Source organism: Campylobacter showae CSUNSWCD, from assembly GCF_000313615.1.
GTDB lineage: Bacteria > Campylobacterota > Campylobacteria > Campylobacterales > Campylobacteraceae > Campylobacter_A > Campylobacter_A showae_A.
The window spans coordinates 50128-64711 of sequence record NZ_AMZQ01000016.1 but is presented as its reverse complement, the minus strand read 5'-3'; the positions used below and the strand labels follow the sequence as shown (position 1 = coordinate 64711).

Below are 14584 nucleotides of genomic sequence, written 5' to 3'. Positions count from 1 at the left end.
GTGCTTGCACTCTCTTTGAGAGCTGCAAAGCAGAGCGCAATTTAAGCCCCCACCCCCTTTACAATAAAGTAAAAAACAACCTTAAACGGTTGTTTTTTACGCAAGGAAGCTCGACTTGAAACACCAAATTTAACTAAACCAAATTTAGCATCTTAAAGGTGCGGGTCTCGGTGGGTAAAATTTAGAATTTCAGCGAATAGCGGTGCCTAGATAACAAAACCCGAGGCAAACAAAAACGCTAAAAAACACGTTTAAAAATGCGGCTAAATTTTGCCCTGAGTTAAATAAGCGTATCGTCTCATAGCTAAACGTTGAAAACGTCGTAAAGCCGCCGAGTGTGCCGACGGCCAGAAAGAGCCTTAAATTTTCGCTCAAATTTAACGAGAGTAGTATGCCGATCAAAAAGCTACCAAGAGCATTGACGCAAAGAGTAGCAAGCGGAAAATTGGGACAAAATTTAGCGACCGCACCACTCAAAACAGCTCTACAAACCGACCCCAAAAATCCGCCGCACCCGATTAAGAGTAAATTTTGCATCAGTGGCAAAGCGTTGCGAAGTTAAATCCGCGCGCTTTAAACTCGGCGATATCGCGGCTAGCGACCTCGCCCTTGGTCGTGAGGTAGTCGCCGATAACGACGGCAGAGACGCCGTGATCAAAGATTTCGTATTGGCGTTCGCCTAAAATTTTCTCACGGCCGCCTGCTATCATAACGCGAGCGTTAGGCAGTGCGCGGACGGTGTCGTCGATGATCCGCAGGGCTTCGTCCACTCCCATGGGCGGTCGTTTGACGCGTAGCGCGTCGTTTGGGATAAAGAAATTTATCGGGCTAGAAAACGGATCAAGCTTGGCAAGGCTAGCTTGCAAGCTCGCGCGATCAGCCTCGCTCTCGCCAAGCCCGTAAATCCCGCCCGTACAGAGCATTAGCCCCGCTTCTTTGGCGTCTATGTTGGTCTGCCAGCGCTCGTCCCAGCTATGCGTCGAGCAAATTTGCGGGAAAAACTCGCGCGAGGTCTCGAGGTTGTGGTTGTAGCTAAACACGCCCGCGCTTTTTAGTTCTTTTAGCTGCGGTAGCGTCGCCATGCCGTTGCAAGCGATCAGCATGAGGTTTGGGACTTCTTTATTTACTGCTCGCGCGAGGCGGGCGATCTCCTCGGTCTTTTTGTCCGTGAGCCTTGCGCCGCTGGTGACTAGGCAAAAGCCCAGCGCGTAGTTTGCCGCTGCGATCTTGGCCTCGGCGACTACTTGTTCGACGCTTTTCATTTTGTATTTTTCGATGCTGGCATTTATGCCCGCACTTTGCGTGCAGTAGCCGCAATCCTCGGAGCAGTTGCCAGAGCTTACCGAACAAATAGCACACAACATAATAGTTTTCATTAGATTATTCCTTTTTTAGCGGCTTGTCTTTTTGCCCTATACTTCGTTGGATTTAAATTTTACTCGGTCACTACCGACGAGGTAGCTCCCGTCGTAAAATTTAAATCCGCCTCGTCTAGAGCAAAAATACTTCGCCTTATCGTTTTGCATTAAAATTTTGCAAATTTAATTCTCAAGAATTTTTAAAATTTACGACCGAAAAGCTTTCGCCTCCAAATTTCGTGCTAAGCGATAGCGAAGCCGAAATTTGGTAGGTAACTGCTTTGAGCGAGTAAATTTTAAAAATTTAGCTTTTAGGTTTAAAAAAATCGTATTTAAAACGAGTAAAATTTTAAAAATTATTCAAACAAACAAAATTTACAAATCTCCTATTTGCACCTTTTTCTTGCATTTTGTGCACTCGTGAAACGTCCCTTTTTTGAGTTCTTTTTTGATCATATCGCCGCCGCACTCGTCGCATTTTTGCGCGACCGGCTCGTAGTTTGAGACGAAGTCGCATTTTGGATAGTTTGCGCAACCGTAAAATTTACCTCTGCGGCTGATGCGTTCGACGATGTCGCCGCCGCATTTTGGACACGGTACGTCGATCTTTTTTAGCTCTTTTTTCGGCTTTGCCGCAGCTTCGCCTTCCTGCGTGCCTTGCCCTTCCTTTGTGATATTGCGCGAGTATTTGCATTTCGGGAAGTTTCCGCACGCGATAAACTCGCCGTAGCGCCCTTTTCGCAGTAGTAGTTCGCCGCCGCATTCAGGGCACTTTTCGCCGATAGGAGTGGCGACCTTTTGGCTTTTTATGCCTGTTTTGCCCGCTGTGATTTTATCTATAAACGGATGATAAAAATCGCTCAAAAGCTTTTGCCAATCGGCCTTGTCTTCGGCGACGTGGTCGAGCTTTTCTTCCATGTTTGACGTAAATTCGCTATCTACGATATCGCTAAAATGCTCCTCTAAAACGCCCATCATCGTAAAGGCGATCTCGTTTGGCACGAGCTGCTTTTTCTCGACTTTGACGTAGTCGCGAGAGGTTAGCAGCGAGATGGTCGGCGCGTAGGTGCTAGGTCTGCCGATGCCTAAGCTTTCTAGCTTTTTAACGAGTCCGGCCTCCGAGTAGCGAGATGGCGGCTCGGTGAAGTGCTGCGAGCTTTTGATGCTTTGCAGACTCATCTCGTCACCGATTTTTAGGTCGGGCAAAATTTTATCCTTATCCATATCGCCATAAACGCGGTAAAATCCGTCAAACAGCACTTTTCGGCCGCTTATTTTAAACTCGCCTTTTGCGCCCGCGACGAATACGTTTTGAGTCTGACTCACGCTAGCGCTCATTTGACACGCTAAAAAGCGGTTATAGATGAGCGTGTAAAGGCGCAATGCGTCTTTTTCTAGATATTGCGCGGCGATAGCGGGCGTGAAGTTAAGATTCGTTGGGCGGATCGCCTCGTGGGCTTCCTGCGCGCCCTTGCTTTTGGTGGCGTAAAATTTGGCCTTGGCAGGCAGGTAGCGTTCGCCGTACTCTTTCTCGATCGTCTCGCGCGCGGCAGCGACAGCTTCTTTGGCGAGATTTAGGCTGTCCGTTCTCATGTAGGTTATCGCGCCCATGAAGCCCTGATGCGTCTGCACGCCTTCGTATAAATTTTGCGCGATCATCATCGTTTTTTTCGGGCTAAAGCCTAGGCGGTTGCTCGCGCTTTGTTGTAGCGTCGAGGTCATAAAAGGCGGCGCGGGCTCGGTTTTGCGCTCTTTGGCTTCGATCTCGCGGACGCTAAATTTGTCGTTTTTTAAATTTTCTACGATAAATTTGGCTCGGTCGCCGTTTGTTATCGTGAGCTTTTCTATCTTTTGCGCTTCAAATTTAACTAGCTCGGCGTCGAGGTCTTTTTTGAAAACAGCATCTATACTGTGGTATTCGATCGGTTTAAAGTCGCGTATCTCGCACTCTCTATCTACGATGATTTTTAGAGCCGCGCTTTGCACGCGTCCCGCACTTAGGCCTTTTTGGATTTTTAAATTTAACAGCGGCGAGAGCTTGTAGCCAACGATTCGGTCTAACAGGCGGCGTGCTTGCTGCGCGTTTACGCTATCCATATTTATCGTGCGAGGGTTTTTTAGAGCCGCTTCGATGGCGCTTTTGGTTATCTCGTGAAACACGATGCGAGGCAAGCTCCCCGGCTTTTTGCCAATAGCTGCTGCGATATGGTAGGCGATGGCCTCTCCTTCGCGGTCCTCATCGGTTGCGAGGTAGATTTGGTCGGCGTTTTTAGCGAGTTCTTTTATCTCTTTTACTATTGCGGAGTGGTCGGCGCTTATTTTGTATTCTGGAGTAAATTTTTCGCCCTCGATCTTGATGCCAAATGCCGTTTTTGGCAGATCCCTGATATGACCTTTTGATGCGATGACGTCGTAGTCTTTACCTAGAAAGTTTTTTATCGTTTTGGCTTTCGCGGGGGACTCCACAATGATTAAGCTTTTCATTAATATAGCCTTTTTAATTTTTTGCGGTAATTGTAGCAAAAAATTTAAACTAATGGCATTAATTTGCCGTTTGAATTTAAATTTGACTCGGAAAAATGGGATAAAATTTGGAGCAAAAAGTCGAGCGGGTAAAAACTCGACTTTAAAATTCACTTCTAAAGATATAGACGCCGAATTTAGCGTCTATAATAACTATTATTTTTGGAGATGTCTTAATTATTGGTGTTTGGGTTTTTGAAATCTAAGACCGCCGAAGCGGCCTTAAAGCGTCTTTCGGCTAAGCGGAGTAAGATCCGCTTAGCGTGTAGAAATGCTTTCGACTACTGAAGTAGTCTCAAGACATTTTGCTGAACAGAGTTAGCTTGGCTCATAGCATAACTTCCTGACTGAGCAAGGATGTTAAACTTAGAGAAGTTTGCTGACTCGGCAGCGAAATCAACGTCTCTGATTTGAGATTCGGCTGATTTTACGTTTACTTGAGTAACCGTGATGTTGTTTACGGTTGCGACAAGCTGATTTTGAACAGAACCTAGGTCTGAGCGGATCTGGTCAAGAGTTTTCTGAGCAGACTCAGCGATATTCATAACAGCCATCGCACCGCGTAGAGTCATAACGCCTGCTGATTGAGCAGAAGTCATTACGCCTTTACTCATTCTTTGGAAGCCCATAGCAGCGGCTAGATCCGGATCTAGTTGACCCTTGATATCTCTTAGAGCCACTGACTGCTGGTTACCGCCCTGGCTGTTAGCCGTTTTGCTAAACGCTACGGAGAATTTGCCGCCAGCATTTGTTGACTTAACCTTGATATCGCGACCGTCTAGGCGAACTAGGTTTAGGCGTCCTACGAACATAGATGTTCCTCTTTTTCCGCCTAGACCGGCACTTACTTTGTCGCCTGAGATTTTTATAGCTCTACCGTCGCGGCTAGTTAGTACCATTCTACCTTCGGTGTTTACAGATGCTTCTACGCCTGTTTGGTCTTTAACTTTGTTGATAGCATTTACCAAAGCGCCGTTTTTATCGCCTTCTTTTACCTCTAGGTCGCCGATTTTTACGCCGTTGATGACAAGGCTTAGGATCTGACCGCCGCTGATAGCTTTACTAGATACCCATGTAGTATCAAAGGTAGCTCTAACGCCGGTTTTATCGGATAGCTTGTTGATATTTTCAGCTAGAGCGCCTACGCCTTTACCTAGACCGGTTGAGATTGTAGCCGCAGCTACTTTTACGTTGTTTATACCGTCTACGTTTAGGAAAGTAAGGCTGACTACGCCTGCAAATGTCAATAGCTTAGAGCTCTCAAATCTTGTTAGACCGATCTTATCTGACGTAGTAGCGCCGATAGAAGCTTTAACTGTTTGGTTTGAGTAAGCGCCGATTTGGAACTCTTTGTTAGAGAATGTTCCGTTTAGTAACTGCTGGCCGTTGAAAGACGTCGTATTGCCGATATTGTCTAGCTCTTCCATTAGGCGAACGATGTCGGCTTGTAGCGCTTGACGAGAGTCGCTTGTTTGACCGTCTTGAGCTGATTGAGTAGCTTTTACTTTGATAGTATCAAGGATTTTTAGCTGCTCGTCCATAGCCTTATCCGCTACTTGGATGATACCGATAGCGTCGTTACCGTTTGCGATAGCTTGACCAAGCGCGCTAGCTTGAGAGCGAAGGCTATCAGCGATAGCAAGACCGGAAGCGTCATCTGCTGCAGTTTGGATTCTCAAACCTGAGCTAAGTTTACCCAAAGAAAGAGAAAGGTTGCGGTTGTTACCGACTGCGTTTGCGTGTGTGTTTAGAGCGTTGATGTTCGTGTTAATACGAAAACTCATTGTAAATCCTTTTAAAGTTTAATTACGACTTCTTGTCGTTCAAAAACTATATCGGACGAAATCAAAAAAACTTTAGGGGTAGAGGTAAAATTTTTTTTGTTTTTTTCAAATTTGATTGAGAAGGGCGAATTTTAGGGGATTTTAGAGCGGTGCAAATTTGATTATTTTAAATTTGATGCGGCGAAATTTGCATTTTTGCTGTCAAATTTACGTGCGGCAGATTAAATCTGAGCGCAAATTTGGTCCGTCGTTAAATTTGATTCGTTCGGCAAAATTTGAAAGAGAGAAAATTTGAGAGTTTAAAGAGGATAAACCCCGAAAGGTCGGGGTTTATCGCGGATATTAGAGGGTTAGCTCTAGGTTTGTACCCGCATCGGCAAGCGTAGCACCTGCTAGATCTACTATACCGGTTAGTTTTACTACATAGTCGTTGGCGGATAGACCAGCGCTAGTGTCTGATCTTACTAGATAGGTGTCTGTCGCATTGCTATCTGGATCGGTGTAGGTAAAGTAAGCTAGTTTGTTGCTTGCAGCCGTTGCGACGTCTAGGGCTCTAGATAGGTTGTTTGCAAAGTCTAGCGATTTGGTTGAATCGTATCTTGCGATATTTTGATCAATGGTTCCCGTTAAATTTGCGCCTATTTTGAGTTTGTCGCCTTTAGAAAAGTCCGTGATAGTAGCCGTTTTTGATGCAGGGAATGCTGCGTTGTCGCCTACGGCTCCTAATACAAACGTATCTTTACCCGCTCCGCCGGTTACGGTTGCGCCTGATTTGCTACCAAAGGTTATCGTATCATCGCCCGCTCCGCTTTTGATTACGGATTTTTCATAAGTGTGGCCGCTAGCGTCAAATGTAAATTTTCCTTTAAGAGTGCTTGCATCTACGGTTTTTACCTTTGTTATAGTAGCGTCTAGAGTTAGTATTGTTGAGTTTGCATCGCCTTTTATTACTACGTTAGTTAGCGTGTCTTTGGCGGCGGCGCTAGCTTTTAGTTCGATTGTGTTTACGGCTGCGGCTGTTTTTGCGTTGTCTAAATTTGACGCTATGTCTATGTTCTCTATGTCGTCTACTACGAATTTGCCCGTTAGACCTCCAGTGGTAGCTTTTGGATTTAATACAAAATTTACCTTATCGGCAGTGCCCGTAGCAGCGTCTTTGACCCCTACGACAAGATCGGCTGATAGAGTGACCGTGTCTATAGTTATAGTGGAGTCGTTTAGAAGTTTTTGAAGCTTACCTCCAGCGCTTACGCCTTGAACTAGAGTGACGTTATTAAACGCTCCCCATTTAGACATATCTACGTCATCGGCTAGTGCATTTGATATTTGCAATCCTTCAAAGTTGGTAAACGTTACTTCATTGCCCGCGCCGGCGGCTGCTATAGTTGAAGTTACCGATACTAGGTCTGTTCCGGCTCCGCCGTCGATAGTTTGTTTGTTTGCGGTTGCCGTTAGCTCTACTGCGTCGTTTCCGCTACCTAGTTTTACGGTTGAGTTGGCTACGTTGCCGACTTTTAGATTTGCAAAATTTCCGGTAAATGCGCTTGCGTCTAGGTTTGCAAGTTTTGTTTGTGCGCTAAAATCAGCGGTTAAATTTTTAGCGTCGCCGTCGATGACTGCTTTTACTAGCTTATCATTCGCGCCGCTGTAGGTAAAGAATGCTTTTCTATCGGCTTTTGCGTGTAGAGTTAGATTTGTTGCGTTAGCTGCCGCTAGAGCTGCTGTTAATTGAGCATCGGTACTACCTTCTTTAAATTTATAGTTCATACTAAAATCAACGTTTTCTACATCGGTAGAGATATTAAACGTGGCAAAATCAACATCGGTTACGCTTATTTTCGTAGCTTTTGCTAGTGCTGTAGCGCTTGCTAGCTTTAGGCTAGATAGGGTTACGTCGGTAGCTTCTGCCAATGGATGCGATGCCGTAATGGTAAGTGTATTGGCTTTATCGTTTAGATTTATATTTACTTTCGTAGCTTTATCTGCGGTTATGTCTGCGTTACCTTTAGCTTTTATGACGACTTCTTGCGCTTTTGCTGCCGTTAGGTTTGCGCCTGCGCCTGCGTCGATAGATACCTTGCCCTCTAGTTTAGCCGCATTTACGGTTACTGAGTCAGCAGATGATTTTGCTACTACCTCTTTTGTAGCTTCGGCAGCCGTTAAAGTAACTACTCCGGTGGTATTTACAGCTACTACCTCTTTGGTGTCGGTAGTTAAAGTTATAGTATCGATAGTTTGAACGCTTAGGTTATCTAAGCCTTTGTTTATGGTTACTGTTGCTGGATTAAATTTGACTTCTGATTTTATGTTTAAATTTTCGATGTTGCTAATGCCGTTCATCGCCGTATCTAAGTCAGTCATTTTAACTTCATCTGCTCCGTTTTTTAGTACGGTTAGATTTAGCGTATCTTTACCGCCTCTAGCATCAAGGGTGTCTAGAGATGATAGAGTAGACGTCTTCGCGCCGCCGCCTGCGTAGTAGATACCGTTAAACGTATCGTCGCCGTCCGTGCCTAGGAAATTATCAAGACCGGTGGTGAAAGTCTTGCTTCCTGCTGCTGCTTCTGCGGCTAGTTGATCGATTTTAGCTTTTTGCTCTTCTAGGTTTGTGCTGTTTGTAGTAGCGATAATATCTTGGAACGGAGCATAGTTAAAGTTGCCCGATCCGTCGCTTTCTATGTCAGTGATTTTTTCAGCCATATATGCCGCGATTGCCGTTTTGTTTGCAAATACCGCCGCTGCCGTAGGGTCTGCCGCGATAGCCTCAGGCGATCTTGCTACTTGGAAAAGAGTAACTAGGGTTTCGCCTCTTGAGTGTCCTAGCTCTAGATGGCGCACCCAAGCGTTGATGCCGTCTGGATCTTGAGAGTAGTCTTTGCCTAGGATATTTTTGTAGATGTTTTCTATATATCCTAGATTTGAGTCTATTCTACCGTTAAAATACGCCGCGATAGCTGGGCTTTGTAGCATAGCGTCTGCCGTTTGAGCTTGATCTCTAAAAACGCCTGCCGAAACCCATGCGTTTAAACCTGCACCTTCGGGTGCTCTGTTAAATAATGCCACATATAGTTGGGCGACTTGTGCTTTTGTTACTGCCATAAAAGGCCTCCTTGTTGGGTAATTTGAGTTTGGTTGTAAACCGCCACGATTATAGCATTAAATTCCTGATTGACGATAAATCATGGAGAAAAAACGGTAATTTAAAGCGGTAAAACTAAGTGCAAAATGCCTTTTTCGCGCTGTTTTTGCACACGTTAAAATTTCATGTAAAATATTTTGTCAAATGACTTTTTAGTGTGTTTTTTGGATTAAATTTATATATTTCCCTCTTTATTTTTATATAAAACGATGATATAAAAGTAGTTTAAAATCGCGAATATGTTTTATAAATTTAAATTTCAAAATTAAGACTTAATTACTCTGGCACTTTTTAATATTTTTTTAAGTATAAAAGGATTACAATCACATTCTTGATGTTTTAGTTACTGGTTAAGGTAAATTTTGGGTAGAGCGGTTAGAGAAATAAAATCAGAAATGGTTTTGATAAAACAAAAGGGCAGCTTTTTTGCCGATCAAAGCGAAAAAGATCTTTATGTTGAAATTTTACATTCTTTAACCCAAAAATACGATATGGAAATTTTAGGCTACGTTTTGGAGCCTAATTCCGTATCGTTGTTTTTAAAATCACTAAATATCCCCAAAATTATGCAAGAATTAAACAGCACCTTTATGAGAAGTAGAAACAGGGCGCGAGGCTATATCCAAGAAAGCGACATCAAAAGATATGAGATTAGAGATGTTTTTATAAATGAATTTGAAGATGTCCTGGCGTTTTTGCAGCAAAACGGCGGATATACTTTCAAGAACATAGATAAAAATTTAAGTTTAGCGAAAAAGATAGAAATTCAAAATTTTAAAAAAAGGACTGAAATGAAAATAGTTGCTTTAAATTCAGAAGTACACAAGGGAGTGTCTTATCACCAGGATGCGTTGCCGAACTTTCCGTTTGCGGAGATAGTAGCGAGCGAGGCATTTTTCTGCGAGAAAGATTTACCGATAGTTTTCACGAACGACGTAGTGCCTAAACTGCTAGTACTACTAGGCAGAAATGAAAATCTAATAATAGATAAAAACTACAAAGGTTACGTACCTGCGATCTTGCAAAACTATCCTTTTACTCTTGCTAAGGTTGAGGATCAAAATATCCTTTGCATAGACGAGGATGCGCCTCAGCTAAAAGGTAAAGGCGAAAAATTATTCAAGAAAAACGAAGAGCCGAGCGAATTTTTGCAAAATACTATAAGCGCTATGCAAAACTACAATGCTCAGCTAGAAGCTACGCAAAAAGCGTTAGAAGAGATCAAAAAGGCTGGAATTTTAATAAACAAAGAGCTAACCGTTTCTGATAATGACAAAAAAATTACTTTAATCAAGGGCTTTTCTGTCGTTAGCAGAAAAAAACTAAACGAACTTGACGACGCTACTTTGGCCGATTTCGTTAGAAAAGGCTATGTGAGCCTTATAGACGCTCACATTAGAAGCTTAACGAATTTGGAAAATTTAGCAGGTAGAATTTTAGACAACGAAAGCAAAAAGCAAAATGAAAGTAAATGAACTAAAGGAGAGTATTAAAAAATCCAAACATGCTATGATATATGCTGGAATTTTCAGCATGTTCATAAACGTTTTGATGCTCACCTCTCCTCTATATATGTTACAACTTTACGGTAGGGTCGTAACATCAAGAAGCCTTGATACGTTATTTTTCCTTACATTGATAGTTATATTTTTATATCTATGTATGATGTTTTTCGAAATTTTACGTTCGAGGATTTTAGTGGTTTTTTCAAACCAGATAGACTTACGGCTGTCCGAAAGGGTGTATGACGCAATCTTTAAGCTCTCGGCTAGACAACCAGGCAGGGTATCTTCTCAGCCGATGAGAGATCTAAATACCATAAAACAATATCTCAGCACCAACGGCGTATTTGCATTTCTTGACGCGCCGTGGCTACCTTTTTATATACTGATACTGTTTTTCTTTCACCCGTATTTTGGATATTTTAGTATCGCGGCCGCGATCGTTTTGTTTGTTTTGGCTCTTTTAAACGAAGGCGCGACTAAAGACGGACTAAAAAGATCAAATGACGCTTTTGGCGCTGAAACCCGCTTCGTCGATCTAAATTTGAGAAATTCCGAAGTCATCCAAGCCATGGGCATGAACGGAAATTTAAAGAAAATTTGGCATAAAAAACATAATGAGTTTCTAGAAGCTCACTCTGAGTCTAGCGTAAAGGCGGGAATGTACGCAAATATCAGTAAGGTATTTCGCGTCGTTTCCCAGTCGCTAATGCTTGGTCTTGGCGCGTATTTGGTCGTCTTGCAAGAGGTAAATCCGGGCATGATGATCGCGGGCTCTATTATCATGGGTCGCGCGCTAGCTCCGCTTGATATATTAATCTCAAGCTGGAAAAGCTATAAAAACACCAAAGAGAGCTATGCTAGACTTTCGCAGTTTTTGGAGGATTTCCCTGCTGACAACGAAAAGCTTAAGCTGCCGGATCCAAAAGGCGATATTTTCCTAGAAACCATAAGCCTAGTACCGCCTCACGGCAAAACCCCTACTTTGATGGGCGTAAATTTTGAGCTTAAAAGCGGAGATATGTGCGCGATTATCGGTCCGAGCGCCGCTGGTAAAAGCTCGCTAGCTAGAGCGATGCTGGGGGTATGGCCGGTATTTCACGGCATAGTTCGCGTGGACGGAGCCGACATCACTCAGTATAATAGCGACCACTTGGGGCAGTTTGTGGGATATTTACCGCAAGACGTCGAGCTTTTTGAAGGAAATATCGCAGAAAACATCGCGAGATTCGGCGAACTGGATAGCGAGGCGATCGTACGGGCCGCAAAGCTAGCTAACGTTCATGATATGATATTAAATTTACCGGACGGCTATGAAACCAAAATAGGCATAGGCGGAGCCAGCCTAAGCGGCGGACAACGTCAAAGAGTGGCTCTTGCCAGAGCGCTTTATAAGGAGCCTAAAATAATCGTACTAGACGAGCCGAACGCTAGCTTGGACGAAGATGGCGAAAGAGCGCTATTTGCTGCGCTTGCGTCCATGAAGGGTAAGGCGACTATAGTGCTAATAACGCACAAGCTAAATATCTTAAATTTAGTTGATAAAATAGCCGTTTTAAATGCGGGAAGATTGATGTACTTTGGCGCAAGAGATGCGGTATTGGCTGAGCTGGGCAAGGCAAATGCGCAACAACCGCAGGTCGCAGAACAACAAAAAAGGCGTAGCATAAGCCTAGAAGATGCGGAGGGCTAAGATGATACTTAAAAGTGAAAAAGGCACCGTAAGTTTTGGGCTGTTTATTATATTTTTACTAGTTGGAGTTTTTGGAATTTGGCTCGGTATGGCGCCACTTAATAGCGCTGCCGTAGCCGTAGGTAAGATAAACGTCGTAAGTAACAAAAAGATCATCCAGCACTTAGAAGGCGGCGTCGTAGATAAAATTTTCGTTAAAGACGGAGACGTAGTCAAAGCAGGCGATCCGCTAGTGGAGATAAAAAATGCCGCTTTGCAAAGCGAGATGAGTATAGTGAGGGCCGATTTTTTAAGAACCAGCGTCATAGTCTCCAGACTAGAAGCCCAAAAGGACGATGCGACGGAGGTCAAATTTAGCGACGAAATAAAGCAAATCGAAGGTTATAAAGAGGCCATAGACGGGCAGTTAAGTATATTTAACGCGCAAAAAAAGCTTTTAGATGAGGAAAAATCCATCCTCAAGCAACGTATAAAACAGCTTGAAAATCAAATCAAGGGCGCAAATGCGATTGTGAGCGCCAAACAAGACCGCATAAAGTCTTTAAACGAAGAGATTAGGGAGTGGGAAAGGCTCTTTAAAGAGCAGTTGGCCGACAAAGTCAGGCTACGTGACTTAAATAGAGAAAAAACGGCGGTCGAGGGTGAAATAGCTGCGGGCAAGGCCGAGATAGCAAGACTAAACGTCCAAGTTACCGAAACGCAAGCCCAAATTATATTAAGAGACAGAACCTTTAAAGAGGATGTATTAAAAAAGCTTGAAGATGCTAAAACTCGTCTTGTGGATCTGCAACAGCGTTATAATGCTTTAAAGGATCAATCCGAGCGTACTATCGTAAAATCTCCTGTAGAAGGTAGCGTTGTAGAGTTGGCCTTTCACACTATAGGAGGCGTAATAAGGCCGGGCGAGAGAATAATGAGTATAGTGCCGGACGAGACCGACTATGTCGTAGAGGCTAGACTAAACGTAGTAGATATCGATACGGTGCATGTGGGACAGCTTGCCGATATTAGATTTAGCGCATTTCAGCACAAGCAAAGCTTTGTTATGGAAGGTAAGGTAACGTACGTATCGGCCGATAGCATTCAGGATAATGCAGGTCACTCGTTTTACGATATTAAAGCCGAGCTTACCGAAGACGGTATGAAAAATTTTAAGCGAAACGGCTTTTTTATAGTTCCGGGAATGCCGGTTGAGGTAATGATTAAAACCGGCGATAGAACGATGCTTGAGTATGTCTTAAAACCGTTTATAGATATGTTTAAAAGGGCATTTAATGAAGACTAAAATTTTACTTTCGGCCTTACTGGCCTCAAATTTAGCTTTTGCTCAAAGCGTTAGCCTCTCGCAGGCATACGAAATGGCGCTCGAAAATAATAATGAGCTTAAAATGACCATGTATAATAGTATAGCCTCTCAAGAGAGGCTAACTCAGGCTACGGCCATGTTTTTGCCGACCATTAACGCTGAGGCCGCATATGTCGGCGAAAAATACGACAGAATGGACAGGCGAAGAGTATCAAAAATAAACGAAAGCTATAAAAAAGTAGGCGTTAGTCTTAGCCAAAGCATATTTAGACCGGCAATCTGGTATCAAAGAAATCAAGAAGAGATCAGGGTGCGCGGCAACGAGCTGATGTATGAAAATACCAAACAAGAACTGGCAAAAAGGGTCGTAGAAGCGTATTTTAACTACACCTTCGCATCCGAGACGCTAGCTCTTGCTCAAAGCTACGAAGAAGCTAACCGCGCCAAATATAACCAAATGCAGAAATCTTTGGAATTTGGGTTAGTAAATAAAATGGATATGCTCGAATCTAAAGTTAGATTAGACGAGGCATTGCTGGGCGTAAACAAAGCTAAGCTAAATATCGAAGTAGCAAAGCTAGAGCTAGTAAAGCTAGTCGGGCAAGAGATCGAGGTGAAGGATAGCTTTTCAAACATCGATACCGAATTTTTCAAAAAAGTAAATTTGTCAAATTTTAGCGATGTAGCTAGAAATTTTAAATTTCAAGATAGCGTTTTAGCGGTTGAAATTTCGGAACAAGAATACAAAAAGAGAAAAAGCGAGCATCTCCCTACGCTTGATTTTAGTATCAGCTATGCAAATTTATACTACATAGACAACGACTATTCCGGTGACAGAAGAAGAAAGCTAGACACTATGCTTAGATTTACTCTCCCTTTATATACGGGCGGCGCTACTAGCTCAAGAGTAGAGGAGGGCAAGCTGTTGAGACTAGCTAGCATCGAACAACAAAAAGATATTCAAAAAGAGATAGAGATTAGCCAAAAAAGAGCGATAAATAACTATCTTAACTACATTGACGAGTGCGAGTTAATGAAGCGCTCCTTGGAAAATGCGGAGCTTTACGTAAAATCAATAGAAAGAGGCTACGAAGAGGGCTTGAAGGATGCGGTAAATTTATTTGACGCTCGCGCTAGAGTGTTTAAAACTAGAAACGAAGCGCTAACGGCATCTTATAATTTAGTTCTCTCGTACTTGGAACTTCAATGGCTAAATTCTAATATATCGGTTGATATGATGCGGGACTTGCAAAGAGCGTTTAAGTAAAATTTATTTTTT

9 protein-coding genes are annotated in these 14584 nt (G+C 43.2%); 4 read left to right on the top strand and 5 right to left on the bottom strand.

The window, feature by feature from the left end; genetic code table 11:
- Window positions 1-189: 189 nt before the first annotated feature.
- From crcB to CSUNSWCD_RS10035, 5 genes are all read right to left on the bottom strand, one after another.
- Window positions 190-537, bottom strand: coding sequence for a fluoride efflux transporter CrcB (gene crcB, locus CSUNSWCD_RS10060; protein ID WP_009496928.1), 348 nt, complete (start codon window positions 535-537; stop codon window positions 190-192).
- Complete coding sequence (locus CSUNSWCD_RS10055; protein ID WP_009496926.1) at window positions 537-1376, bottom strand: biotin synthase; 840 nt, start codon at window positions 1374-1376, stop codon at window positions 537-539. The genes crcB and CSUNSWCD_RS10055 overlap by 1 nt, the downstream gene beginning before the upstream one ends.
- 357 nt (window positions 1377-1733) lie before the next feature.
- A complete protein-coding gene (topA, locus tag CSUNSWCD_RS10050; RefSeq protein ID WP_009496920.1) occupies window positions 1734-3842 on the bottom strand; it encodes a type I DNA topoisomerase in 2109 nt (702 codons plus the stop codon).
- A gap of 320 nt (window positions 3843-4162) precedes the next feature.
- The gene (locus tag CSUNSWCD_RS10040; protein WP_009496918.1) at window positions 4163-5665 is read right to left on the bottom strand and encodes a flagellin B; all 1503 of its coding nucleotides are present in this window, start codon (window positions 5663-5665) and stop codon (window positions 4163-4165) included.
- Window positions 5666-6007: 342 nt separating this feature from the next.
- Complete coding sequence (locus CSUNSWCD_RS10035; protein WP_009496914.1) at window positions 6008-8764, bottom strand: SapB; 2757 nt, start codon at window positions 8762-8764, stop codon at window positions 6008-6010.
- 402 nt (window positions 8765-9166) lie between these two features.
- On the opposite strand from CSUNSWCD_RS10035, the gene CSUNSWCD_RS10030 reads away from it, so the two are divergent.
- From CSUNSWCD_RS10030 to CSUNSWCD_RS10015, 4 genes are read left to right on the top strand one after another with little or no spacing between them, the layout of a single operon-like run.
- Window positions 9167-10279, top strand: coding sequence for a SapC family protein (locus CSUNSWCD_RS10030; protein ID WP_009496912.1), 1113 nt, complete (start codon window positions 9167-9169; stop codon window positions 10277-10279).
- A complete protein-coding gene (locus tag CSUNSWCD_RS10025; protein ID WP_034964839.1) occupies window positions 10266-11999 on the top strand; it encodes a type I secretion system permease/ATPase in 1734 nt (577 codons plus the stop codon). Before CSUNSWCD_RS10030 ends, CSUNSWCD_RS10025 begins: the two co-directional genes overlap by 14 nt.
- Before the next feature lies 1 nt (window position 12000).
- Window positions 12001-13284 carry an HlyD family type I secretion periplasmic adaptor subunit gene (locus CSUNSWCD_RS10020; protein WP_009496908.1) on the top strand — a complete coding sequence of 428 codons (1284 nt, stop codon included), beginning with the start codon at window positions 12001-12003 and terminating at the stop codon, window positions 13282-13284.
- The gene (locus CSUNSWCD_RS10015; protein WP_009496906.1) at window positions 13274-14572 is read left to right on the top strand and encodes a TolC family protein; all 1299 of its coding nucleotides are present in this window, start codon (window positions 13274-13276) and stop codon (window positions 14570-14572) included. Before CSUNSWCD_RS10020 ends, CSUNSWCD_RS10015 begins: the two co-directional genes overlap by 11 nt.
- Window positions 14573-14584 lie beyond the last annotated feature (12 nt).

Coding starts and splice junctions, on each gene's coding strand:
- CSUNSWCD_RS10040 (WP_009496918.1), bottom strand. CDS start 5,665: ATGAGTTTTCGTATTAACACGAACATCAACGCTCTAAACACACACGCA.
- topA (WP_009496920.1), bottom strand. CDS start 3,842: ATGAAAAGCTTAATCATTGTGGAGTCCCCCGCGAAAGCCAAAACGATA.
- crcB (WP_009496928.1), bottom strand. CDS start 537: ATGCAAAATTTACTCTTAATCGGGTGCGGCGGATTTTTGGGGTCGGTT.
- CSUNSWCD_RS10055 (WP_009496926.1), bottom strand. CDS start 1,376: ATGAAAACTATTATGTTGTGTGCTATTTGTTCGGTAAGCTCTGGCAAC.
- CSUNSWCD_RS10015 (WP_009496906.1), top strand. CDS start 13,274: ATGAAGACTAAAATTTTACTTTCGGCCTTACTGGCCTCAAATTTAGCT.
- CSUNSWCD_RS10020 (WP_009496908.1), top strand. CDS start 12,001: ATGATACTTAAAAGTGAAAAAGGCACCGTAAGTTTTGGGCTGTTTATT.
- CSUNSWCD_RS10025 (WP_034964839.1), top strand. CDS start 10,266: ATGAAAGTAAATGAACTAAAGGAGAGTATTAAAAAATCCAAACATGCT.
- CSUNSWCD_RS10035 (WP_009496914.1), bottom strand. CDS start 8,764: ATGGCAGTAACAAAAGCACAAGTCGCCCAACTATATGTGGCATTATTT.